Consider the following 25,043-nt stretch of genomic DNA (forward strand, 5'->3'; position numbering starts at 1 on the left):
TTTCAATAACCTTCCCGGAAACGGGGCCGGGGGGTCAATTGCATTCGGAGGGGACATCCCGTGCCACGGTTTGCGTATCGATGAGCTCGTCGATCGTATTGGTGCCCCGTACGGTAACTTCGATGTAATCGGCGCCTTTTTCCGTAATCACCCCGGTGAACTGGTTGAAGGCGAACTGCGTGATGATTTCGTCTCCCGTGAGGGGTGAATTGTCGCCCTGGTAGGCTCCCTTGATCCGGAAACGCTGGACAAAAGGCACGCGTACGTTTTCATAGGATTGGTACATGTCGGACACCAGGGTGGCTTTTTTGGCCGGCACAGTCAGGCTCCGCCTCGTAGACAGCTCAATGGATTCCGTTGTTTCAAACGCCGCGGATTGCGTACTCGTATTCGTCTGGGAACGCGTGGTGGTGTAGCTTTCGGATACCGAGGAGCTCACCGAAGACCCGACCCCGTAAAATTCCGCTGAAATCGTCGACTCCATGGACACGTCTACCGAATACTCCTGGCTGCTGCTCAGGGAAAAACTCTCCTCCCATCCGAATACCGATTTGGTCTCCCGGGTTTGGTTGACGCCGACTTCCTGTACAAGCTCCCCGCTGCTGCAATTCACCAGCGTGCTATTGTAGGCAAAGGAAGTGCCTGCAGGCGGCAGTATGGGTTGCAGGTGCTTGTATTCCAGGGACTGGATTTCCCAGTCAATATCGAAAGCCAGGATCCGAAAATAGGCCGGCGTCTCGTTTTCGCTGCCCGGGGCGCAATGCAGGTATAATCCGTTTTCGCTCAACACGAGCGGCCGGTTTTGTTCGGTGGGGGTGATCGTGAACAGGCCGTTCGGCGTTTTCTCAATCCGGAACGCGTAATTCGGGGGTTGGGTGGGGTCGGTATTGTCGCCGTTCCGGGCCCGGTTTGCCCGGCTTTGTATATTTAATACGCGGGAATTGTCGACCTTGATATACATGTAGAGGAGGTTGTCCGGGGTGTCTTTATCCCGGAGACCGATGGAGTACACCCCGGGCTGCCCGGGCATCTCGGTAAAAAGGAACCGGGTATACAGGTCCACGTATTCCGAATTGTAGTCCAGTTCATCCGCCTGCCGCACATTGATCCGTGTGGAGAGGTTGGTGCCGTTGGTGTAGGAATCCGATGCCGGGGCCCCGTATATTTCTGTTCCGTCCTCATCCACCAGTTGGAGGTAGTAGTACACGCCGGGCCGCAGGGTTACCGTGCGGAATTTATCCGGCAGCGCCTCATTGTCAATGGGCGTCAGGGACGGGGAGGAGGTAAACGAAATTTTCGAAAAAGTTTTGGTAGCCAGGACACTGTCGTTTGCGTTGCGGATTTCCACGGTCAGCGGCACCCCGTCGCTCAGGTCCCTCCTTTCGGATTCGCTCAGGTCCTCGTTTTCAAAAGACAGGGCACCGATCTGGGTATCCGCATCGATGACTACCTCGGCGCTCAACGCGCTATGCGTCCCTTGGATCCGGATGGCCGCCAATTCCGGGTGATATCCTTTCCGCGCCAGGGAACGGGCACTCACGCTTAACCCGATTGCCCCGGGGTCGGCGGCTACCTCCGACTCATCGAGACCGTTGCGTTGCTCGAGTCCGTTGCCCCCGTTGCCATCCCCGTTTCCGGGGTCGTCTTTGCTGCATGACAGGCCGAGTGTACCGGCCAAAAGCACGAGAATCAGCCACCTGGAATTTTTGATTGTTTTCATTGGAATTTGTTTTGTGGTTTGCATTTGATTTTCTTTTGTGGACCCTGTCCGGAGGGTTCTGCAGCACGCTCCGGGACAAGACCACAAAACAAGTTGTCATAAGGTGTTTCCTGGATGACGATCAAACATAGGGCTTCGGTTTCCCGGTTAAAAATGTGGAGGGGGTACAAAGGGGGTACAGGCCACAAGCCCAATAGTCACGGGGGGTTGAACGGATGGTGCTCCCAGTTGCCTACAGGGCGTTTACCGAAGCTTCCAGGGATTCCTCCGGGGCGAGTTGCATTTTTTTGCGCAATCGCTGCCGGGCTTTTTTAACCCCGTCCGGCGAGATATTGAGGATGGTGGCGATTTCCTTGGACGACAGGTTCATCTTCATCAGTGCCATAAACCGGAGTTCGTTTTTGGTCACATCCGGGAAACGGTCCCGGACATTCCTGCTGAAGTCTTTGTGCACATTTTCGAAGTAGCGGGTGAAGTGTTCCCAGTGCGCATCGTCCCTCTGGTCAAAATTGATGGTCCGGATCAGTTCCCGGTAGCCCCCGGACCGGTTGGATTCCTGTAATTCCCGGGCCTTGGATTTTAAGCTCTCCAGGAGTTCGTTCTTGCGGGCAAGGTGCAGGGCGTGTGTGGTCAGTTCCCGTTGGCGGAATGCGAGTTCGGCGTCCACTTTCGATTTTTCCGCCCGGGTTCGCTTCCATTTTTGCCGTACGCCATAGAACCCGATCAGGGACAACAGCAACCCGGACCCGAGCAGTATCCGCTGCAGGTTCCCCACCCGGGCCTCGGCCTCCAGCAAATCGATTTCGCGCTCCTGAATGGCAATTTGCTGCTCTTTCTTCTCTGTTTCAAACCGGGTACGCAATTCCTCTACCTGCTGGACCCGTTCCCGCTGCAGGGCGCTGTCCCGCAGCTGGCTGAATTCCTTTTCCGCCCGAAGGGCATCCGGGTACCTGCCCAACTGGGCCAGGGCATCCGAGCGGCTTTTGAACAAATCATACCAATGGGGCCGGGCCCCGAGCGTATCCACCATCCGGATGGCCTCATCCAGGTAGTCGAGCGCCCGGACCGGCCGCCCCGCCTCCGTATAGGCGTCGGAAGCGTAACCCAGGGATCGGACCAGGGCGATGGGCCGGCCCGCACGTCGGTGTACGGCAATGGCCGAATCCAGCAGTTCCAGCCCGGAATTTCCCCGACCGAGTGCGATGTAGGCGCGCCCCAAATTCCGCAAGGCTGCGCCTTCAATGACGGGGACTTGCATCTCCCTGCTCAGGGTAATGCTTTCTTCCAGAAACGGGATGGCTTCCCGGTATTCCTCCAGGAGGATATGGCTCTGACCGATTGCGTTGGCGGCCACCCCCTGGAACAGCCTGTCGTCCTGCTGACGGTATATTTCTAAAGCCTGCCCGCTGTATTCCAGGGATTTTCGGTAGTTTTTCATGGTGGATTCCAGCGACCCAAGGCTATTGAGGGCATCCGCCATTCGCAACGGGTTGTCCAGGTGCTCGTAGAGCCTTACTGCCTGCAGGATATCTTCATAGGCCAGGTTGAAATACCCTTTGTTCTCGTAGATCCCGCCGCGGAATACCCGCTCAATGGCCATCCCCAGGGTGTCCCCGAGCTCCTGCCGCTTAACCATATTCCGGTTGCTGATGGCCAGGGCCGAATCGTAGCGCCCCAGCTCCATTTCCAGGATTGCCCGGGTATGGTCTATTCGGATGAGCATCACGGTGTCGTCCAGCGACTCATAAAGCTCCCGGGCATCGGCAAGCCGGGCCATGGCGGAATCGTTTTGTCCGGTATTTTTAAAATAGCCTCCCAGATCGTAGAACCCGGCGGCGAGGCCCTCGGTATATTCCAGTTTCCTGGATAAGGCAATCCTTTCCCTGGCGTATTGGGCGGCCCGGTCGACATCCCTGTACACGTAGGCCTGGTAGAGTTCCCCCAGCAGGCGGACCCGGGCGGTATCCTCGGGCATGGAACGATAGACGCGCTGCAGGCTGTCCAGCTGCAGGGAATCCTGGGCAACGAGCTGCCCGTTGCCAATTGGAATCAACAGCAGGAATACAAACGAAATACACTTCATGATTTTCTCTGTAGTGGATTAAAAGTAGTATTTTTTGCCAACAGGAAAATTTTGAGGAAGAGGCCGGCCCGTCCGCTCCGGTCAGCACACCAATCCTAAGGATATTTCAGGAATATTAAATTTGTAGGAAAGCACTTTATGTGTTGTTAATCAGGATATAAATATCAATTATATCTACCGATTGTTTAATTGTATGAAATCTGGCACTCGCTGGCAGTTAGTCGGTATAAACCCCCTGGGAGAACCTTTAAATTGTCGATAACCTTGGGAAAACTCTCCTGAAAAAACGGCAGGAGTCCTTGCGGGTTTTTGCTATTTTTGCCCATGCAAAATAACGTTCTCATCCTGGATTTCGGTTCCCAGTACACCCAGCTGATCGCAAGGCGGGTCCGCGAACTGAATATATTCTGCGAAATCAAACCCTACAACAACCTGCCCGGCGACCTCGACGGCTACAAAGCGGTGATCCTTTCCGGCTCCCCCTTTTCCACCCGGTCGGACGACGCCCCCCACCCGGACCTGAGCCGGATCAAAGGCCATAAACCCATCCTGGCCATCTGCTATGGCGCCCAGTACATTGCCCATTTTAACGGGGGAAATGTGGCCCCGTCGAAAACGCGGGAGTACGGCCGGGCTAAACTTGCCCACGTGGCCCAGGACCCTTTCCTGAAGGATGTCCCGGTGGGTAGCCAGGTATGGATGAGCCACAGCGATACGATTCAGCAACTGCCGGACGGGGCGGTGCTTCTGGCCAGTACCCACGACGTGCCGAATGCCGCATTCAAGATGCCGGACGAACGGATCTACGGGATCCAGTTCCACCCTGAAGTCTACCACACCACGGCCGGAAGCCTGATCCTGAGGAATTTCCTGGTGGATATCGCCGGCCTGGAACAAACCTGGACGCCCGCAGCCTTTGTGGAGACCACCGTGGCGGAACTCAAGGAGAAGATCGGGACCGAAAAAGTTATTCTCGGCCTTTCCGGGGGTGTCGATTCCACGGTGGCGGCCATGTTGCTCCACCGCGCCATTGGGAAACACCTGCACTGCATCTTTGTGAACAACGGGCTGCTGCGCAAGAATGAATTTGAAGAAGTGCTTCACCAGTATAAGGATATGGGGTTGAACATTAAGGGCGTTGACGCTTCGGCACGCTTTTTGGATGCCCTGGAAGGGGAATCGGACCCCGAGAAGAAACGAAAGATCATCGGCCGGGTGTTTATCGAGGTGTTTGACGACGAAGCCCACCTGGTGGAAGATGCAAAATGGTTGGGGCAGGGAACTATCTATCCGGATGTTATCGAGTCGGTATCGGCTACCGGGGGGCCCTCTGCAACCATCAAGAGTCACCACAATGTGGGTGGCCTGCCGGACTTTATGAAGCTGAAGGTGGTAGAACCACTGAAGATGCTTTTTAAGGATGAGGTGCGACGCGTGGGCGCCAGCCTGGATATCCCGGCTGAGCGTTTGGGGAGGCACCCCTTCCCGGGTCCGGGACTGGCAATCCGCATCCTTGGGGACATTACCCGGGAAAAGGTCGCCATCCTCCAGGAAGTGGACCATATATTTATCAACGGACTCCGCGAATGGGGCCTGTACGACAAGATCTGGCAGGCGGGGGCCATGCTCCTCCCGGTCAACAGCGTGGGGGTGATGGGGGACGAAAGGACTTATGAAAAATGCGTAGCTTTACGGGCAGTGGAAAGTACGGATGGAATGACGGCCGACTGGGTCAACCTGCCGTACGAATTTCTGCAGAAGACCTCAAATGACATTATCAATAAGGTGCCCGGGGTGAATCGGGTGGTTTACGACATCAGTTCCAAGCCCCCGGCTACCATAGAATGGGAATAACATGAACGTTGTGTGTAAGTACCTGCTGTTGCTGCTTTGCGCCCTGTCCATCGGCTGCAAGGTAAAAGCCCAGCAATTCAGCACCCATGCCGTGAAGCGGGGGGAAACCCTCTATTCCATTGCGCGGCAATACCAGGTGAGCCCCCAGGAGCTCCTGAAATACAACAAGGAAGTAGACCCGGACGGGACGCTCCGCCCGAATACCATCCTGGTGATCCCCGGGCGTGCCGGCAATACCGTTTTAAACCGCCCAACCGTATCCGACCCGGATTCTACGGCCCGGGAACAGGTCACCTTCCGTACCCACCGGGTGAGGCGAAAGGAAACCCTGTTCAGTATTACCCAACGCTACCAGGTGAGCGAGGAGGAGGTCAAACGCTATAACCCGGACCTGTATTCCCGTCCGCTCCAACGCGGGATGGTCCTCAGGATCCCCCAGTTTTCAGAGAGTTACCGGGAGGCCGAAGCCCTGGAGGAACTCCTGACAACCTATACCGTCCAGGCCAAGGAAACCCGGTGGAGTATTGCGCATAAATACGGGATTACCATCGACAGCCTGCTGCAGCTCAACCCGGGCCTCCCCCGCAGCACGAGCTACCTGGCAGAAGGCCAGGAATTGCAGGTACCCCGCCTACCGGGTTCCGGAATCGAGAAGCAGGAATCCCAGGTGTACCGCTCCTATACGGTACCCCCCAGGAAAACACTTTTCAGCCTGAGCCAGGAATTCGGGATCAGCCGGGAGGAAATCATCCGGCTCAACCCGGAAATCCTGGAACGCGGCAACCTCCAGGAGGGCATGAAGCTGCGACTCCCCGAGAAAAAGGCGGATACCACGGCAGTGAATGCCTCCAATTATATTTTTTACGAGGTAAAACCCAAACAGACCGAGTTTTCCCTGACCCGCAAATTAGGGATCGGGTACCCGGAACTCCGTGCCCTCAACCCGGAACTCGCCACCGGGCTGAAAGCCGGGATGGTGCTGAAACTCCCCCGGGACCGGGCAGAAGGCCTGGAGGTGAAAAATGCACTGGTCATCGACGAATTTGACCTGCGGGACAGCATCGATACGGGCAACCGGCCGCGGCTTTTGGTGCTTTTCCCTTTCCGCCTGGACCGCCTGGACCTGTCCGATCCGGAGAAGACACAGGAACGGATCCGGAACAACAATGCCCTGAAGTACAGCCTGGGCCTGTATTCCGGTTTTCTGGTCGCTCTGGATTCCGTAGCGGACATGGGAATTTCGGTAGAAGTAAAGACCTTTGACACGCAGCTCAGTGCCAACCGGGTCCGCAATTTGCTTTTGCAGGAAGACCTGGAGAACCTCAGCGCGATTGTGGGGCCCCTGGAGCCCAACTCCATCCGGGAAGTGGCAGCCAGGGCTTCGGAGCTGGATGTTCCCGTAATTGCCCCGGTCCCGATCAACGGGGAGTTCCCCCTGCAGAATATCTTCCACACCTATACGGAGGAAGCAGAGCTCAGGCGCCGGATGCTCGACTACATGAAGGAACAAGTTACCGACCAGAACATTTTGGTGATCTCCGATCAGGCCCACCGGGAAGTGGAATCGGAGATTCTGGAAGCATTCCCCGCAGCGGAACTCGTGCCGCTCCGGGAAGAGGAGGAAAATATTTCCCTGGACCGGGAGGCATTCATGGAGGCCCTGTCTGAAGAACGTGAGAACTGGGTCTTTTTGGAAACCGACAACTACCGGATCGCCTCCAGTGTAAGTTCCATCCTGAACTCGGCCAATACGGAGGAAACCCGGGTGCGGATGTTTACCACAAACCGGGGCCGGGCATTCGACCACAAAGAGCTTTCGGCAACGCACCTGGCGAACCTGAGGTTTACCTTTCCTTCGGTCTACCGGGATGTCTCCCCGTCTTCCTTTACACGCCGCTACCGCGAGCGGTTCGGAGGGGAACCGGACCGGTACGCCGTCCGGGGTTTTGACCTGGGGATGGACTTGCTGCTCCGGCTGGCTTATAAGCTGGACCTCTTTGAGGCTGCGGACCAGATCGGGGCCACCCGGTACAGCGGGAACACCTTCAACTATATCAAAAAACTGCAATCCGGATATTACAACACCGCGTCGTACATCCTGATGTACGACGGCCTGCAAATCCGCGAAATCCAGGGGCCATGACATCGAAAGTAGTATATATGGGCGGCCTGCGCACCGAGTGTACCCACCTGCGCTCCGGAAGTGTCTACCTCACGGACGCCCCCACGGACAATCACGGCAAGGGGGAGGCGTTCAGCCCCACGGATACCGTGGCTACGGGCCTGGCAAATTGCATGCTCACGGTGATGGGGATTAAAGCGCGGGATATGGACGTGGCCCTCGAGGGTTCCCTGGCTGAAGTTACCAAGCATATGTCGGCTGCCCCCCGCAGAATTTCGCGCATTGAAGTGGATTTGTACCTGCCCAAAGGCGTGGGGGAAAAGGACCGAAAAATCCTGGAACGCACGGGGCGTACCTGCCCGGTGATGCTGAGCCTGCACGAAGACATCGAAAAGGATATCCGGTTCCATTGGACGCAATAAAACAGCTCCGCCTCGTATTCCTTTTGGGTTTTTGCCAACTTGCATCGGCCCAGGGGGAGGGGAGCGCCCGGGGGGAAGACGCCATCCTCTGGCACCCGCAAACCCGGCTGGCCTGGAGTGATTTCCGGGCGGAACCGCCGGAAAGCAGACGGATAGCTGCCACCACGGCTAGCGGGATCACCTACAGCTACAACGCCACAGGTTCCGGGGAGCGATACTCCCTGGATTTTCGGGTGGACACCTATTTCTACCCGGATAAATCCTGGTACCATTCGGAAAGTTGCGATGAGGTGGTGCTCAGCCACGAACAATTGCACTTCGACATCTCGGAACTATTTGCTCGGAAATTCAGGAAGCGCTTGAAAGAAGGGGTCTTTACCGGGAACGTCAAAGCCGAAGTACGACGAATCTTCACGGATATCAACCGGGAGTTGTCAGAATTCCAGAACCGCTACGACCGGGAAACGGACTATTCGCGGAACCGCGCGGCCCAATTCCGGTGGAACGAAGACATTGCCGGGATGCTCGCCGGCCCCGACACTCCTTAAAGTAGCCCGGGAGAACACCCTGTTTCCCGTTATCCTACCCGGAACCTCCCCGGGCCTAGATATCGCAGATTTCGATGCCCTGCTTCAGCGCGGCAAGTTTGTCTTCCCAGGACGGGATGAATTCCTGTGCCACGTGGCCCGTAAAACCGGTGGCAGCAATGGCCCGCATAATTGCCGGGTAATACAGCTCCTGGGTTTCGTCAATTTCGTGCCGGCCGGGGTTCCCGCCCGTGTGGTAGTGTCCGAAGTACGGATGGTATTCGCGGATGTTGCGGATGACATCGCCCTCCATTATCTGCATGTGGTAGATGTCGTATAGCAGTTTGAAGTGGTCCGTACCCAGGCGACGGCAAAGTTCCACCCCCCAGAGCGTATTGTCGCACATATAGTCCTTGTGGTCCACTTTGGAATTGAGGAGTTCCATCTGCAGGACAACGCCGTACTTTTCGGCTGTGGGCATAATTTTACTCAGGCCCTCCACGCAATTCTGCAACCCAACCAAATCGTTCATCCCGTTGCGGTTGCCGCTAAAGCAAATCAGGTTTGTATATCCGGCCTCCGCGATGATCGGGATTTTTTCATTGTAGTCGGCAACCAGTTCGTCGTGGAGCCGGGGGTCGTTCCAGCCTTCGACAATCCCTTTGCCGGCGCCCCAGCACATCGAGGCGTGGATCCCGTGTTTTTTCAGCAGGGGGAATTCTTCGGGCCCCACCAGGTCGATGGCCCCGATGCCCAATTCCGCGATATTCCCCAGGAACGTATCCAGGGGGATGCTGCCGTAGCACCAATAACACACGCTGTGATTGATAACTCCTTCGGTGGGTTTCGGTTTGAATGCACCGGTTTCGGACTTCCCGGATTCGGGTTGCGGGGACGCCTCCCGTAAGTGCTGTCCGGCAACCGGCGTAAATAAAGCTGCTGAGGCCGCTGCACTGCGGCCAATAAATTTTCTGCGTTCCATTTGGTCGGGTTTCTCTGTGATTTAAAGATACTATATTTGCCCGGATACGGGGTATCAGGCCCTGAAATTAGGCCTTACGGCTATCGGAACCCGCTGCAAATGGACCACTCCACCCCCTCCCGGAAAGAACTCATCGAGCTCGCCCACTACAGGATGCCTTTTGGCAAATACAAAGGGAGGCTGCTGTACGAGCTGCCGTTGCCCTACCTGGTCTGGTTCCGCGGGAAGGGATTTCCGCCCGGGAAACTCGGGCGGAACCTGCAGATTGTCTTCGGGATGAAGGAAAACGGCCTGGAGGGGATGCTGGCCCGGATCCGGAAAGAATTTCCCCGGCAGAACCCCTGATTTCCTCAGGTAATTTGTAACTTTGAATCCCGTAACATACATTCCGCCAATGGCAGCTACTAAATACATCTTCGTTACGGGGGGAGTCTCCTCTTCATTGGGTAAAGGCATCATCGCAGCCTCCCTGGCCAAACTCCTGCAGGCCCGCGGCCTGAGAACCACCATCCAGAAACTCGACCCGTACATCAACGTAGACCCGGGTACGCTCAACCCCTATGAACACGGAGAGTGTTACGTCACCGACGATGGGGCGGAAACGGACCTGGACCTGGGGCATTACGAGCGGTTCCTGAATGTGCGGACCTCCCAGGCCAACAACGTAACCACGGGCAGGATTTACCAAAGCGTCATCGAAAAGGAACGGAGGGGGGAATTCCTCGGGAAAACCGTCCAGGTGGTGCCGCACATTACGAATGAAATCAAGGAGCGGATCCAGATCCTGGGCAACAGCGGGGATTACGACGTGGTCATCACCGAAATCGGCGGGACCGTGGGGGATATCGAATCCCTGCCCTATATCGAAGCGGTTCGCCAATTGCTCTGGGAACTGGGGGAGAATAATGCCATAGTGGTCCATCTGACCCTGGTGCCCTATCTGTCGGCTGCAGGGGAACTCAAGACCAAACCTACCCAGCACTCGGTAAAAACGCTCATGGAGAGCGGGATCAAGGCGGATATCCTGGTTTGCCGGACGGAACACGAACTCTCGGAAGAAATCAAGCAGAAACTCGCCCTGTTCTGCAATGTAAAAAAGGAAGCGGTCATCCAGTCGATCGATGCGAATACGATTTACGACGTACCCGTGCTGATGCACGAGGAAGGTCTGGATAAGGTTGCCCTCCAGAAACTCGCCCTTCCTGTCAGCCCGGAGCCCAACCTGACGCAGTGGATGGAATTCCTGAAGCAACTCAAGAACCCCCGGGGCGTGGTGCGGGTGGGCCTGATTGGCAAGTACGTGGAATTGCAGGATTCCTATAAAAGCATCCAGGAAGCCCTGATCCACGCCGGGGCCATCAACGGGGTGGAAGTGGATGTGGTCTCCATCCATTCCGAGCACATCAGCACAAACAACCTGGAAAAGAAAATGCAGGAGCTCGACGGCATCCTGGTGGCCCCGGGATTCGGGGAGCGGGGTATTGAGGGCAAGGTCAAAGCAGTGCAGTACGCCCGGGAGCAAGACATCCCGTTTTTGGGAATCTGCCTGGGGATGCAGATGGCCGTGATCGAATTTGCCCGGAATGTCCTGGGGCTGGACGATGCGAATTCCACAGAGATGAATGCCCGGACCCCCCACCCGGTCATCGATCTGATGGAAGCCCAGAAGACAATTGTCAATAAGGGGGGGACCATGCGGCTGGGAGCCTGGGACTGTGAACTGACGGAAGACACCCTGGTGCACAAAATGTACAGCGGGGCCTCCACGATTTCCGAACGCCACCGCCACCGCTATGAATTCAACAACGACTACAAGGAGCAGATGGAAGCGGCCGGCCTGGTATTCTCCGGGATCAATGCGGAGACAGGGCTTGTTGAAATTGTAGAACTGCCGTCCCATCCCTGGTTTATCGGGGTGCAGTACCACCCGGAGTACAAAAGTACCGTGGCCAACCCGCATCCGCTTTTCGTGGGATTTGTCCAGGCGGTCCGCCAATATAAAATGCAACGAACCAATGCCAGTATGGCATAAACTTCCCGATTGGCCGTATATTTGCACCCCCCCCGGCACAATCCGGGGGTGTTGCGGCCACCGCGTCCTGACAAAAGAATTACATGGAAGAAAAAAAACTGGATATCAATTCCATCATCGGATTCGTACTCATATTCGGAATCCTGATTTATTGGTTTTACACGAACCAGCCGACACCGGAAGAGGTGGAGGCCCAGAAACAGGCTACCGAACAGGTGCAGGATTCCATCCGGAGGGCCGAGGCAGCGGCGGCCCCGCAGCAGGCGGCAACCCCCGCAGCTACTGTTCCGGAGGGGAACGACTCCCTTGCCCGGGCGGCCTATGCCTCCCGGATCGGGGCTTTCTCATATACCCCGGCCGTGGAGGGTACCACCCTGCTGGAAAACGACGTACTCTCCCTGGAAATTTCCAACAAGGGAGGGGAAATTGTCGAAGCCCGCATGAAGCAATTCGTCAACCACGATTCCCTGCCCGTCTACCTGGTTCGGGAGGGTAATGCACAATTTTCCCTTGAAATCACGACCTCGGATAACCGGGTGCTCAATACGCGGGACCTCTTTTTTGAACCCACCCTGAGCCGGGAAGGGGAGAACAGCGTGCTCTCCATGAAGGCGATGGCAGGCCCCCGGCAATTCCTGGAATACCGCTATACGATCCGTCCGGGGGAATACCTCCTGGATTTTGACATCCGCTCCCAGGGGTTGTCCTTGTCCGCGTCAAAAGGCGTCCCGCTCCGGTGGAGCCTGCGCGCCATCCGCCACGACCCGAGCGTCATGTACGAAAACCGGTATACCCGCCTGACGTATCGGCACGAAGGGGACGATATCAGCAAATTATCCGCCAGCGGGGAGGATGATGAAACTGAATCCGAGGTACGCTGGATGTCCTTCCGGCAGCACTTTTTCAGTTCCATCCTGGCAGTAGACGAGCCGCTGGATACCGTAACGCTCACATCCAACGACCTGGTAGAGGAGGAAAGCAGCGAAACGGCATTTACCAAAGAGTTCTCCATCGCATCCGAACTCCCCGTAACGGGAGGAGAACTAAGCCGTTCCATGCAGTGGTATTTCGGGCCGACGGATATCGATGTGCTGGAGCAGTACGAAGACCTGGCCCTGGCGGATTCCATCCCCTTTGGATGGGGGATCTTTGGTTGGATCAACCGGTATATATTTACCCCGTTCTACGGTTTTCTGGCATCCTTCCTGCCGTTCGGGATCGCTATCGTGGTCATGACCATCATCGTGCGGATCCTGATGTCGCCGGTCACCTACAAGTCCTATCTTTCTCAGGCCAAGATGCGCGTGCTGAAACCGGAGATTACCGAGATCAACGAGAAGTACAAGGACAACGCGATGAAAAAACAACAGGCCACCATGAAGCTTTACAACAAGGCCGGGGTGAGTCCGCTCAGCGGCTGTATCCCCGCACTGCTGCAGTTGCCTATTTTTTACGCGCTCTTCATGTTCTTCCCAACGAGCTTTGCCCTGAGGCAGAAGTCGTTCCTGTGGGCGGAAGACCTGTCTTCCTATGACACCATTGCGCAGCTGCCCTTCAGCATCCCGTTTTACGGGGACCATGTGAGTCTGTTCCCGATCCTGGCATCCGTGGCGATTTTCTTTTACATGATGATGACAACCGGCCAGCAGATGCAAACGCAGCCCGGGATGCCCAATATGAAGTTCATCATGTACCTGTCACCACTGATGATGCTGTTCTTCTTCAACAACTACGCCAGCGGCCTGAGTTTGTATTATTTTGTTTCCAACCTGATTACCATCGGCATTATGCTGGTGATCAAAAACGTGATCCTGGACGAGGAGAAAATCCACGCCCAGATCCAGGAGCAGAAAAAGAAACCCCGGAAGGAGAACCGATTCCAGCGGAAGATGCGGGAAATGATGGAGGAAGCTGAGAAGCAGAAGAAAAAGTAAGCCCCTTTCCCCGGATTCAATTTCAACAAGTTGTATAATAATAATTCCCGGCCGGCTGGCCGGGTTTTTTTTTGCCGGCTGGTTAGGAATTTTTATCGCCAGCCGGCCGCGGTTCATTGCGGACTATCCCGAAATAAATGTGCATTTCATCGAATTGTAAGGGGGCGGATTAATCCCCGGGTTGTTTTGAAAGTCCAATTTCCAATAATCCAAAAGATAATCGCTATGAAAACTTTCCATGTTTCAGTTGCCATGATCCTGGCACTCCTCCTGTGGACACCTGCCGAAACGGCAGCCCAATCGAGCCGAACCGTTGCCGTGGTAGAGGTAGACCGCCCGGCCAAACGCAAGATTCGCCGCAAGAAGCGGCGCGCGGTACGACGGACCCTTCGGAAACTACCCCGGGGCACCCGGACTATCGTCTGGCGCAACGTAAACTATTACCCGGTTCGGGGGCGTTATTACCTGGCGCGTCGCGGCGTTTATGTGCGCGCCTTCCCGCCCGTGGGATTCCGCATTCGCCGTCTGGCCGTAAAACCGATCCGCCTCGTGGTCAGGAGCCGGACTTTTTGGTTCGCCGAAGGGGTTTTCTACAAAAAAGCGGATGACGGGTTCGAAGTGGTGCCCACCCCGGTGGGCGCTGTGGTTCCCGAGCTCCCGGAAGAGGCTGAGGCCATTGATATGAATGGCCTTGCCAGCTACGAACTCAACGATGCGATCTACAGAGAGGTTGCCGACGGCTACGAGATCATCGAGTTGCTGGACGAATGAGCGGCTCCATCCCCGCAGGCCTGAAAGAAAGAAAGCCCCTGACAATTGTCGGGGGCTTTTTCCGTAGCTGGCAGACCAGCCAATGGTAAGATTTGGGACTGACAATATGGGGATTCCCTTTGGGCACTGAAAAGAAAAGTTGTCAATTCGCAGAATCTGTATGCTAACTTTCGGCTTTCTGAGGTATGCCCGGCAGGTGGATTCAGAACAAGGCAAAACCACCCTGTTCCGGACAGGGTAGTTCTGTGAAATGATGCTGGGAGAACTAGTTGGAAGTGTCCGGTATCATCACCTGGTTCAGTACGTGGACCACGCCGTTGCCGGCCTGAACGTCCACGGCGATTATACCAATCCCGGAGGTTCCGGACCCGTCGGTGACGTCGGCGATATTGCCGCCTGTACCCGGCAGGTTGATGGTAATGGCATCGCCTTCAAGGGTTGTCGGCATGATGCCGTCCGTTAGATCGCCCGAACGGACGTTTCCGCTTACCACGTGGTGATTCAGGACGGAGGTCAGCAGGGCCTCGTCGATATCGGTCACAGTATCCCAATCCGGGTTGCTGTCCAGCAGGGCCTGGAAAGCGGCATCCGTCGGGGCGAATACGGTAAAGGGGCCGTCACCGCTGAGGACTGTCGGGAAATCCGTGGCCGTTGTGCCATCGGTCAGGGCCGTAACCAGGGGGGCAAACGTCGGGTCTGCCGTGGCAAATGTCACGACGGTGGGGATGTCGATAACCGCGTCCACTATGTGGACAATTCCATTGGACGCCGATACATCGGCCGTACTTACGTTGGAAACGCCGTTGATGGCCACCCCGCCCTCCGTATTGATATACAGGCTGAGGTTTGAAGCATCCGGGCCGGCAGTGGATAATGAGGATATGTAGCCCGTGGAGAGGTCAGTGGAAGCAACCTCCCCGGCCACTACATGATTCAGTAATAACTGTACCAGTACCTCATTGGGAATGTCATCAAGGCTTGTATACCCATTGACGCTGAGGAAAGTGGCAAATGCGTCGTTTGTCGGGGCAAAGACAGTAAAGGGGCCTTCTCCTTCCAGGGTGCTCACCAGATCGGCTTCGATCAGGGCATTCACCAGTGCGGACAGGTCTGCAGTGGCATTGGCAAGCTCCACGATATTCTGATCGGCGGCAGCTTCCTCAAGCGCGTCCAGGACGGCCTGGGGCAGTAAGACCTTATCGATAATGTGGACCACGCCGTTGGAGGCGAGTACATCGGCCGTGGAAACATTGGCCGGGATCCCGGTGGCATCCACGACGGACACGCCCCCGGAGAGGGAAGTGGTCAGCGTTTCACCCTGTACGGTAGTGACGTTGGCTCCGTCCGTAAGGTCGCCGGATTGGGCGGCTACCCCGGCTACTACATGGTAGGTCAGGATGGAAGCAAGCAGCTCTTTTTCTGCGTCCGTGTCAAAATCATCCAGACTGTCATAACCGTCCAGGGAGTTGAAGAGCTGGCCGAAAGCGGCGTTGGAGGGGGCAAAGACTGTGAAGGGCCCCGGGCCGCTGAGGATGCCGATCAGATCGGTGTTGTCGAGCTCATCAGCGGTTGAGAGGGCAGCCACCAGGCTGCTCAGGTCGGCAGTTGCCTGTGCGGTCGCCACAATATCTGCTTCCACTTCCGGCATTCCGTTGCCGTCGTCGTCGCTTGAACAGGCCGCCAGGCCCAGCAGGACGACTCCTCCAAGGAGGAATAATAGATTGTACGCAAACTTTTTCATAGCAGGATTTTTAGGAATAACAAATTGTTTAACCAAACCTACAAAACACTAAACAAAAATATCACCAGCTTAATAAAAGTTTAACAGGCATTCCGCTTTTGGGCGCTATTTAATGACATTTGCGCCCGTAGGTTGGCCCCCGCTTCGGACCCGGGAATATTTTGTAATTTTGCCGCGTTATGGGAACGACCAGGAAAGTAGTTGTCGGATTATCAGGGGGCGTAGACAGCAGCGTGACGGCGCTGCTGCTCAAGCAACAAGGCTACGAGGTGATCGGATTATTCATGAAGAATTGGCACGATGACTCCGTGACGATCTCCAGGGAATGCCCCTGGCTGGACGACAGCAACGACGCTCTCATAGTAGCGGAAAAGCTCGGCATCCCTTTCCAGACCGTCGACCTGAGTGCTGCTTACAAGGAGCGGATCGTAAATTATATGTTCCGCGAGTATCAGCAGGGCCGTACCCCGAACCCGGACGTATTGTGCAATCGGGAGATCAAGTTCGACCTGTTCCTCAAGATTGCAATGGACCTCGGGGCGGATTTTGTGGCTACCGGCCATTATTGCCGGAAGGACGAAGCCACAGGCCCCGACGGTCAGGTTCGCTACCGGCTTCTCGCCGGGGCGGACGCCAATAAGGACCAATCGTATTTCCTTTGCCAGCTCAACCAGGAGCAACTCTCCCGGGCCCTTTTTCCGATCGGCCACCTCCAGAAATCCGAGGTGCGCGCCCTGGCTGCCGAAAACGGCCTGGTTACCGCCGATAAAAAGGACTCCCAGGGCCTGTGTTTTATCGGAAAAGTCCGCTTGCCCGAGTTTCTGCAACAGCAGTTGGAGCCGCGGGAAGGCCGCATTGTGGAAATCCCCGCCACGGCACCCCAGTACCTCAGGGAAGTCCCTGAATTTTCGAACCGCCGTGAGGAGCTCGCATTCTATTCGGAGAAGCCGGTGTATGACCCGTCCGACGGCCGGGATGTTGGCCTCCACCAGGGCGCCCACTATTTTACAATCGGCCAGCGCAAAGGACTGGATGTAGGGGGGACCCCGGACCCGCTCTTCGTAATCCAGACGGACGTGGCGAAAAACATTATCTATACCGGACAGGGCAAATCGCATCCGGGCTTGTATCGCCGGACGCTGTTTGTGGCAGATGACGAATTGCACTGGGTGCGCCCCGACCTGTCGCTCAACCCCGACCAGACCATGGAGGTGCAGGCGCGGATTCGCTACCGGCAGGCACTTCAGCAGGCCACATTATACAAAATAGAAGGGGGGTTGTACGTCGATTTCAGGGAACCGCAGTCTGCTATTACCGAGGGGCAGTTTGTAGCCTGGTACCTCGGTGACGAACTTATCGGTTCCGGGGTGATTGCCTGACGGGATACCCCGAATAATACGCCTTGCAGAATGCCCCGGCTGGGAGCATATCGCCTTCTGGCGGCACGAATAATAATTGTACTATGCCACACAATCGAATTACCCGCCTATTCAATATCCGATACCCGCTTATCCAGGCCGGGATGGTCTGGGCCAGTGGCTGGCGGCTGGCCGCCGCCGTTTCGGATGCCGGGGGGCTGGGGCTGATCGGGGCCGGCAGTATGTACCCGGACATCCTGAGGGAACACATCCGCAAGTGCCAGGCCGCTACCGATCAACCCTTTGGGGTGAATGTCCCGATGCTCTACCCGGACATTGACAAGGTGATGGATATCATCCGGGATGAAGGGGTGCCGATTGTTTTCACCTCTGCGGGAAACCCCAAAACCTGGACAGCTGCGCTGAAGCGCTCGGGGATCACCGTGGTCCACGTGGTCAGTAGCGTAAAATTTGCCCTCAAGGCACAGGAGGCGGGGGTGGATGCAGTGGTTGCCGAGGGATTTGAGGCAGGCGGGCACAACGGCCGGGATGAAACCACCACCATGGCATTGATCCCTTCGGTCCGGGAAAAAGTGGATCTTCCGCTGCTGGCGGCCGGCGGCATTGCCACCGGGCGGGCCATGCTGGCAGCCATGGTCCTGGGGGCCGACGGGGTTCAGGTTGGCAGCCGGTTTGTCGCCAGCGAGGAAGCTTCCTCCCACCCGGCCTTCAAACAACGCGTGGTGGAGGCCGAAGAAGGGGATACCCGGTTGACCCTGAAGGAACTGGCCCCGGTCCGCTTGTTGAAGAACAAGTTTTACTCGGATATCGAATCGGCCTATGCCAACTGCGCCACTCCGGAAGATTTGAAAACCCTGCTGGGCCGGGCTCGTGCCAAACGCGGCATGTTTGAGGGGGACCTGGAGGAAGGGGAGCTAGAAATCGGCCAGGTTTCCGCAATTATCCGGGACATCCTGCCTGCAGCGGAAATTGTGAGGCAAATGATGTCCGAATTCGAGGCGGCGCGGAAACAGGTGCCGGACTTATTCTGAATAACCCCGGGCTCTCCCAGCATTTAAAGTACCGACCGGCTGATCGTCAGGTCCGCGGATTGCCAAACCGAGTCGAATTCCCGCTGAATGGCCCGGGCTGCTTCTTTCTTCCCCTGGGCCTCGAGCGCCTGTGTCAACCCGTAAAGCGACCAGCCATTTTGCCGCAGTTTTTCAAGATCGGAACGGTACACCGCTTCCGCGCGGTCAAAGTCCCCGGCTAACATCAGGACGGCGCCCAGGTTTTGGCGGGGCGGGATATGCCAGGCAGAAGGCTCCGTATAGGTGAGGTCGTCCTCCAGTGCCACCGCCTGTTCCAGGTGGGCCACCGCCTGTTCGTAATCCCCTTCCAATGCTGCCAGTTCCCCGGCTACCACGGCACGGGCCACCCCCGCTATCCGATCCGAAGAATTGTTGGCAGTCGCAACGATTTCCGCGAGTTCCGGCTCCCGGATTAAGGCATCGATGGCCTCGAGCTCCTCCCGGGCTTCCTTAGCATTCCCTTTCCGGATAAACGCAATCCCCCGGGCATAATGCCGCATCAGGCTGAGGTGCAGGTTTCCGGGGCCCGGTGCCGGAAAGGTCAGGATATCGTTCCATTTCCCGAACCGGGTATACGCCAATAAAGGGGTGGAGGCAAAATCCTGCAGGAAATGCAATTGCCCCATTTGCCCAACGGGTACTTTCTCTGCAGTTTTCTTTGCCGCATCTATGGCTGTGACGCTCTCCCCGATAAGGCTTGCCGCCGACCAGAGGAAGTGGATATTGTGGGGGTAGTATCCAAGCGGATAGATGCCCTGGGAATAACATTGCGAAATATAATCCTCGTCGGCCAGGATGGCCAGTTTGTTCACCCGTACGGCATCTTGATACCTGCCGACCCGGATATAAATATGGGAGGGCATGTGAACGATATGTCCGGCGGCTGGCATCAGCCCCTCCAGGCTCTCGGCACTGCTTACTGCGCGGTCCGGGTCCGGCAGCTCCATCAGATGGATATAGTAGTGATGGGCCCCGGGGTGGTCCGGTTGCAACTGTATTGCTTTTTCCAGTGCAGCCTTTGCCGCCAGGGTGTTCGGAGCCGGCTTGCCGTCCATATCCCAATAGGACCAGGGCATGGTATTCATGATCGAGGCAGCGTAAAGTGTCAATACGTCCGGGTGGTCCGGGTGTCGGAGGGCAACCTCCCGCATGGCATCCATATACGCACTATTCAACAGCGAGGTTTCAACCAATGTATCCGGGCTGTAACGCGCATTGAGGGCCCGGATCAAATCCCGTTCAAGGTCACTGGCTTGCGGCGCATGAAGATTCGCTTTTTCGAGTGCCTCCCAGGCCCTGGTTTTTCGCTCCGGATCGGGAGCCGGATCGTTGATGTTCGGGCCGAGGTCATAGGCCTGTCCCCAGTAGGCCATGGCCGTAGCCGGAGCGAGCCTGGCCGCTTCCATAAACGAACGGTGTCCTTCGGCATGATTGAATGCATAGGTCAGCCGCAGACCCTGGTCAAAAAAAGCCTGGGCCCGGGGCGGCGCATTGTATACGGGCATAGAGTGGGTCCCGAGATTTTCGAACAAAGGTGCAATTTGACGTGAACTGTCCACCGGTTCGAGCATAAATCGGGCTACCGTACATTTCAGGGCGCCGATGGAAGCTGCCGATCGCTTGGGCAATACGTTTGATTTTTCAGTTTGGCGGATCAGGAAGGCAGCCAGAAGGACGAGGCAGGCAAAAATACCCGGATACAGCTTGTTTTTCATCGGAAGGCGAATTAGGCGGTTGCAGAAGCATTTCTTGTCGCAGCCTGGGGAACCGAAGGGCTGTAAGGGTCTGTATCGCATGAAGATACATAAAAGCAATCAGCTGGTCAATAAAAATAGTACCCGCCAAGGGGTGCCTGGCCGGGAAGCCCGGTCTATTCCGCTTTTAAATCCAATTTGAGCAGGTAGGAATCTGCCGTTATAAACAAGGCGCTCTGGTCGGCATTCAGGGCGCAATTAGAGGTTTTTTCCCCGGTAAATATTTTCCCGAGTATAGTACCCTGCGGCCCAAAAACCAATACGCCTCCTGGGCCGGTGGCAAAGACATGGCCCGAAGGGTGCACCTTCAGCCCGTCCGGATTGCCGGTTTCTGCAGGATTCTGGTCGGTTGCGTCGAAGAAGATTCGCCCATTTGACAACGAGCCATTTTCGGAAAGCTCATAGACCATCCAGATTGCATGGTCGGGATCGGAATTGGAAACGTACAGCCGCGACCCGTCCGGGGAAAGCCCGATTCCGTTCGGGCGGCTCAGGGCATCGGTCAACAATTCCGGTTCCCCTCCGGGTTCGAGCCTGAAAACGCCCTGGAAATTCAACTCCTTCCCGGGGTCATCCACAAGCCCCGGCAGGCCGTAAGGGGGGTCGGTGAAATAGAGTACGCCTTTTGAATCGTAGACGGCATCGTTTGGGCTGTTCAGCCGGGCACCCCGGTAAGTTTCCGCGAGGGTTTCGAAGGTATCCGCCGGACGGTCCAGGGGAGCTGTCATGCGGGCAATTCTACGGTCGCCGTGCTGACAGAGTACCAGGTTGCCGGATGGATCCAGCAACAATCCGTTCGAACCCGGTTCGGATCCTCTGAAATCCTCCCCTGTAAATCCCGAGGGCTCCAGGTAGGTGCGGCTGCCGGTCTCCGGGTCCCACCGGTAAATGGCATTCCGCGGGATGTCGGAATACAGCAGGTAGCCCCCGCCATCCACCCATAGCGGGCCCTCCGTCCAGTCGTGTCCCTCCGCCAGGATTTCCAGCCGGCTCCCCCTGGGGACAATCTCGAAAAATGCCTCGTCATACGCTGCCAATTTCCCCGCTTCCAGATAGCGGCTTTCGGCAGGCACGGCAACCGAGGTTTCGGCCTGTGGCTCTTTACGGCCCCGGCAGGCGCCCAGGCATAGCGCCAGGGCAAGGGGGAGCCATATAGCAGGCCGGGTGGCCGGATGACTTTCCAGGGTCTTCATCAGGTGCCGCTGCGATTTTCTTTAAGCGAGGCCAGGTATTCGATCAGGTCGCGGAGCTCCCGCTTGCTGATCACCCGCCCCATGGGCGGCATGGAGGAAGGCAGGTTTGTACGCCTTGAAATCCTCGCCAGCGGGATTTCGATAGGTTCCGGTTCGGCACCCCTGAGGAGCAGGTGGTCGCTGTGTTCTTCAAGCAGCAACCCGGTGATGTTCTGCCCATCCGTCAGGGTCAGGGAGACCGAGCCGTAGCCCGGGGCAATCCGCTTCCCGGGTTCGATAAGGGATTCCAGGATCTGTTCCCGCGTCAGGATTGCCCCGATATTGTCCAGGGGAGGGCCCACCTGCCCACCGGCCCCGTCAACGGCATGGCAGCGCACGCACTGGGCGGCAGGGTTGCTGGTGAAGACGGTACGGCCGGCCCACCAGCTGCCTCCTTCCAGGGTGGCCCGGTAGGCATCCGAACTGTACCCCTGTCGCTTGAGATTTTCCAGGGAGGCAACGAGGGGCTCGGACCCGGTAGATTCCACGGCTTCAATAAGATCCAGGATCACACCCGCATCCAGGCGGTCGGCTGCGGCCTGGGCCACCAGGTTTTCCAGCACCGGCCCGCTTTTGCCGATTGGCATCTCCGCCAGGGACCCCAGGATCGTCTGCTGTTCCCGGATCGTCCCGCTGCGGAATATGGGCCAGACGATGTCCGGGAGTTCATTTCGGGGCAGGTCGAGCAGGGGCAATAGCGCAATCGCGGTAGTCCGTACCCCGGCCTCGGCATCCCGCATGCCCTTTTTCAAATAACTCCCCATTTCCGGGTCGCCTACTGAGCCAAGGGCCTGCAGGACAGCAGTCCGGACCCCCGGGTTGCCATGCCGGTCGTATAGCGACTTCAGCCGTTGGTTGTAGCTGCTGATCCCCAGGTTGGAGAGTACCTGGGTGACCCCGATTAACAACTGCGGGTCATCGTTGGCCAGAAAAGTTGGCAATTCCTTTTCAATCCTGGAAATCACCAGCAGGGAATCCCGTTTAACCTCGCCGCGAAGGCGTCCGTCTACCCGATCCAGGACGGAAGGATGCGCCCAGGTTCCCACGGCTGCGAGGGCCTCTCCCCTCAGGACAGGCGCAACCCCATCCCGCCGTGCAAACCGGATCAGCCGGTCCAGGTCTGTGGTATCTCCCGTGCGCTGGGCGGCGCTGATAGCCCGTCTCAGCAAGGGTTCCGACTGCAGCCCCTCCCGGTCGAGCAGGGCGGCCAGGTCGGGGAGGGCTTCCTCTATGGACCAGTCGTCGTGGATTGCACGGGCCGCTTCTGCCAGGATGTATTCGTCGGAATCTTCCAGAAATCGTGCGATGCCCGGATGCTGCATGCGCCTGAGGGCCAGCACGGCAGCCAGACGGAGGGTCGGGTCCTGGTGACCGGCCAGTTCCAGCAGGGGTTCGGCCTGCCCGATCCGGGCAAGGGCAAGCACCCCGGCATGCCGCAGGTAAACATCCCGGTCGTCGTTTTCCGCCAGAAATTCCAACAGGGGCTCTATGGCAGGTTTATGGCCGATTCGCCCCAGGGCCTGTGCGGCAAAGAAACGCACCCGCGGAACACTGTCCTTCAACAGCGGCACCAGTACTTCGCCCGCTTCTTCGTACCGGATATCCCCCAGGACTTTGGCCGCCTGGGCGATGATTTCAGGATCGGTATCGCCGAGGAGTTCCAGCAACGGCTCGGCCCGGTCGTCGTCCCGGGCCGCCAGTTGCCCCAGGCCCCAAATGGCATGGATCCTTCGGAACTGGTTCGCGGAGTCGGCCAGGGCATCCCGGAAAGTCCGGAAGCCGCTTCGGCCCCGGTCGGCGAGTTCAAACTGGGCTTTCTTCCGGATGCGCATATCTGCGTGCCCGAGTAAAACCGAGAGCGAATCCTCCGAAGCCTTCGGATAATCCATCACCATGAGATTTTGGGTTTCGGCGCGCTGGGCCGCCAGGTCGTTTTCGGAAGCTTTGACATCCAGCTTCCAGACCCTCCCGGCATCCTTGGTGTTCCAACCGTTGATCCAGTCTGCGAGGTACAGGGCCCCGTCGGGCCCGAACCGGATACCCGTCGGCAGGATGCCGCTCAACACGTCCTGTTCGGACTTTAAGCGGAAGCCGGCGCCGTCCGGTTCCAGGTCGAATGCCCAGATGTGCGAACGGGCCGGGTCGCCGATAAATTCGACGAGGAAGAATTTGTCGCGCCATTTGCTGCCCAGGGCGGTTCCCGGGTTAAATTGCATCCCGGTGGGGCCGTTGTGGAAATTCTGGATGGGGGGCAGGATATAAGCTGCCTGCCCCTCCCAGCGGGGGAGGTAGAGCTTCTCGTCCATCCATACTTTGTAGGTATTGTTTTTAGGGTCGGTGTATTTGCCGAATTGCCAGTTGGTCCGCCATCCGGAATCCGACCCGTCCACCAGGTAAACCAGGCGTTCGCTTTCGCCCTGGTGGTCCCCGTCATTATCGGAGGTGATCAGGTTCCCGTACGCATCGAATACGAATTCGTGTGTGTTGCGGAGCCCGCGGGCAAACACTTCAAAATCGCTCCCATCCCGGTTGCAGCGCACAATGACGCCCTGGTTCGGGTAATGGTGTTTGGACCCGTCTTTAGCCGTTATGCTGGCGCCGATATCGCCGATCCCCCAGTAGAGTTTGCCGTCAGGCCCGATCACGGCCCCGGACATCCCGTGGCCCCCAAAGCCGATATGCACCTGGAACCCATGGGCCAGGGATTCCCGGGTATCCAGGACCTCGTCCCCGTTTTCATCGGTCAGCCGCCACATATCCGGGGCAACGCCTACGTAGACCTCCTCGCCGTCCACGAGTAACGCGCCGGCTACATCTGTGACTTCCTCGTTGAAATCGTGAAGGATCCGGGTGGAAATATCCGCCGTACCGTTGCCGGTGGTATCTTCCAGCCTCCAGATTTCTTCCTGTTCCACGGTCAGGTCGCGCCAGTCGTGGATGGTATCGTTGTTCAGGTCCTTGAGCCAGGAGTTTTCCTCGCTGCGCTCCGGGGCGAATTCCGCGCGGAGGAAGGCCCGCCGGTCCTCCACGGATTGAAGGCTGATGGACCGCTCTATCCAGTCCCGGTGTCCCCGGATATCGAACTCCGAATTTTTCTGCCGGCTGGTACGGGTGAGATATACCCGTCCGCGGTCGTCAATGTCCATGGCCACCGGGTCGGGGGCCAGGGAATCCGTGGCCCAGAGGCTGAGTTCGAGCCCCTCAGCAACCTTGGCCGCCACTGCTGCCCGGCCGCTCTCGGCCAGGGCTTCGGCTACCTGGTCGCCCTGGCTCCGGACGACGGCTTCTTCCACAGGGATATCCCGCCCAAAGTCACAGGATACCTGCAATACGCCTGCCAGGATCCATGCACCCAGGACCCGGCGCCTTGCGCACGCAAATTGAAGGGGAGCGAACTCCCGAAAAAGAGAAATCATAGTT

General features: G+C 57.3%; 17 protein-coding genes. 10 read left to right on the plus strand and 7 right to left on the minus strand.

What is annotated here, in order from left to right; all coding sequences use genetic code 11:
* Window positions 1-34: 34 nt before the first annotated feature.
* Both RB2501_RS08945 and RB2501_RS08950 read right to left on the minus strand, forming a co-directional pair.
* A complete protein-coding gene (locus RB2501_RS08945; RefSeq protein WP_015754466.1) occupies window positions 35-1,720 on the minus strand; it encodes a hypothetical protein in 1,686 nt (561 codons plus the stop codon).
* A gap of 232 nt (window positions 1,721-1,952) precedes the next feature.
* Window positions 1,953-3,803, minus strand: a complete 1,851-nt coding sequence (locus RB2501_RS08950) for a tetratricopeptide repeat protein (protein ID WP_015754467.1) — start codon at window positions 3,801-3,803, stop codon at window positions 1,953-1,955.
* Between the two features lie 324 nt (window positions 3,804-4,127).
* Here RB2501_RS08950 and guaA point away from each other — a divergent pair, with 324 nt between their 5' ends.
* Genes guaA through RB2501_RS08970 form a run of 4 tightly spaced genes read left to right on the plus strand, consistent with a single transcriptional unit; the run spans window position 4,128 to window position 8,749 of the window.
* Window positions 4,128-5,657: a glutamine-hydrolyzing GMP synthase gene (guaA, locus tag RB2501_RS08955; protein ID WP_015754469.1), complete on the plus strand. Its 1,530-nt coding sequence runs from the start codon at window positions 4,128-4,130 to the stop codon at window positions 5,655-5,657.
* 1 nt (window position 5,658) lies between these two features.
* Window positions 5,659-7,800, plus strand: coding sequence for a LysM peptidoglycan-binding domain-containing protein (locus tag RB2501_RS08960; protein ID WP_015754470.1), 2,142 nt, complete (start codon window positions 5,659-5,661; stop codon window positions 7,798-7,800).
* Complete coding sequence (locus tag RB2501_RS08965; protein WP_041327141.1) at window positions 7,797-8,201, plus strand: OsmC family protein; 405 nt, start codon at window positions 7,797-7,799, stop codon at window positions 8,199-8,201. The genes RB2501_RS08960 and RB2501_RS08965 overlap by 4 nt, the downstream gene beginning before the upstream one ends.
* Window positions 8,189-8,749, plus strand: a complete 561-nt coding sequence (locus RB2501_RS08970) for a DUF922 domain-containing protein (protein ID WP_015754472.1) — start codon at window positions 8,189-8,191, stop codon at window positions 8,747-8,749. The genes RB2501_RS08965 and RB2501_RS08970 overlap by 13 nt, the downstream gene beginning before the upstream one ends.
* Before the next feature lie 55 nt (window positions 8,750-8,804).
* Here RB2501_RS08970 and RB2501_RS08975 read toward each other — a convergent pair whose 3' ends face one another.
* A complete protein-coding gene (locus RB2501_RS08975) occupies window positions 8,805-9,710 on the minus strand; it encodes a hydroxypyruvate isomerase family protein (protein ID WP_015754473.1) in 906 nt (301 codons plus the stop codon).
* Between the two features lie 99 nt (window positions 9,711-9,809).
* Here RB2501_RS08975 and RB2501_RS08980 point away from each other — a divergent pair, with 99 nt between their 5' ends.
* From RB2501_RS08980 to RB2501_RS08995, 4 genes are all read left to right on the plus strand, one after another.
* Complete coding sequence (locus RB2501_RS08980) at window positions 9,810-10,055, plus strand: DUF3820 family protein (RefSeq protein ID WP_015754474.1); 246 nt, start codon at window positions 9,810-9,812, stop codon at window positions 10,053-10,055.
* A 49-nt stretch (window positions 10,056-10,104) separates the two neighbouring features.
* Window positions 10,105-11,742, plus strand: a complete 1,638-nt coding sequence (locus tag RB2501_RS08985; RefSeq protein WP_015754475.1) for a CTP synthase — start codon at window positions 10,105-10,107, stop codon at window positions 11,740-11,742.
* 83 nt (window positions 11,743-11,825) lie between these two features.
* Window positions 11,826-13,676: a membrane protein insertase YidC gene (gene yidC, locus RB2501_RS08990; RefSeq protein ID WP_015754476.1), complete on the plus strand. Its 1,851-nt coding sequence runs from the start codon at window positions 11,826-11,828 to the stop codon at window positions 13,674-13,676.
* Between the two features lie 225 nt (window positions 13,677-13,901).
* Window positions 13,902-14,447, plus strand: a complete 546-nt coding sequence (locus RB2501_RS08995) for a DUF6515 family protein (RefSeq protein WP_015754477.1) — start codon at window positions 13,902-13,904, stop codon at window positions 14,445-14,447.
* A 265-nt stretch (window positions 14,448-14,712) separates the two neighbouring features.
* On the opposite strand, the gene RB2501_RS09000 is transcribed toward RB2501_RS08995, so the two are convergent.
* Window positions 14,713-16,188: a fasciclin domain-containing protein gene (locus tag RB2501_RS09000; RefSeq protein ID WP_015754478.1), complete on the minus strand. Its 1,476-nt coding sequence runs from the start codon at window positions 16,186-16,188 to the stop codon at window positions 14,713-14,715.
* Between the two features lie 179 nt (window positions 16,189-16,367).
* On the opposite strand from RB2501_RS09000, the gene mnmA reads away from it, so the two are divergent.
* Together mnmA and RB2501_RS09010 are read left to right on the plus strand one after the other, a co-directional pair.
* Window positions 16,368-17,567 (plus strand): tRNA 2-thiouridine(34) synthase MnmA, encoded by a 1,200-nt coding sequence (gene mnmA, locus RB2501_RS09005; protein ID WP_015754479.1) that lies wholly within the window; start codon window positions 16,368-16,370, stop codon window positions 17,565-17,567.
* 83 nt (window positions 17,568-17,650) lie between these two features.
* Window positions 17,651-18,598: an NAD(P)H-dependent flavin oxidoreductase gene (locus tag RB2501_RS09010; RefSeq protein WP_015754480.1), complete on the plus strand. Its 948-nt coding sequence runs from the start codon at window positions 17,651-17,653 to the stop codon at window positions 18,596-18,598.
* Between the two features lie 23 nt (window positions 18,599-18,621).
* Here RB2501_RS09010 and RB2501_RS09015 read toward each other — a convergent pair whose 3' ends face one another.
* The 3 genes from RB2501_RS09015 to RB2501_RS09025 form a co-directional block, all read right to left on the minus strand.
* Complete coding sequence (locus RB2501_RS09015; RefSeq protein WP_015754481.1) at window positions 18,622-20,352, minus strand: tetratricopeptide repeat protein; 1,731 nt, start codon at window positions 20,350-20,352, stop codon at window positions 18,622-18,624.
* 155 nt (window positions 20,353-20,507) lie between these two features.
* On the minus strand, window positions 20,508-21,584 hold the full coding sequence (locus RB2501_RS09020) for an SMP-30/gluconolactonase/LRE family protein (RefSeq protein ID WP_015754482.1): 1,077 nt from the start codon (window positions 21,582-21,584) through the stop codon (window positions 20,508-20,510).
* Window positions 21,584-25,039, minus strand: a complete 3,456-nt coding sequence (locus RB2501_RS09025; RefSeq protein WP_015754483.1) for a HEAT repeat domain-containing protein — start codon at window positions 25,037-25,039, stop codon at window positions 21,584-21,586. The genes RB2501_RS09020 and RB2501_RS09025 overlap by 1 nt, the downstream gene beginning before the upstream one ends.
* Window positions 25,040-25,043: the final 4 nt, after the last annotated feature.

This window comes from Robiginitalea biformata HTCC2501, from assembly GCF_000024125.1.
GTDB classification, from domain to species: Bacteria; Bacteroidota; Bacteroidia; order Flavobacteriales; family Flavobacteriaceae; genus Robiginitalea; species Robiginitalea biformata.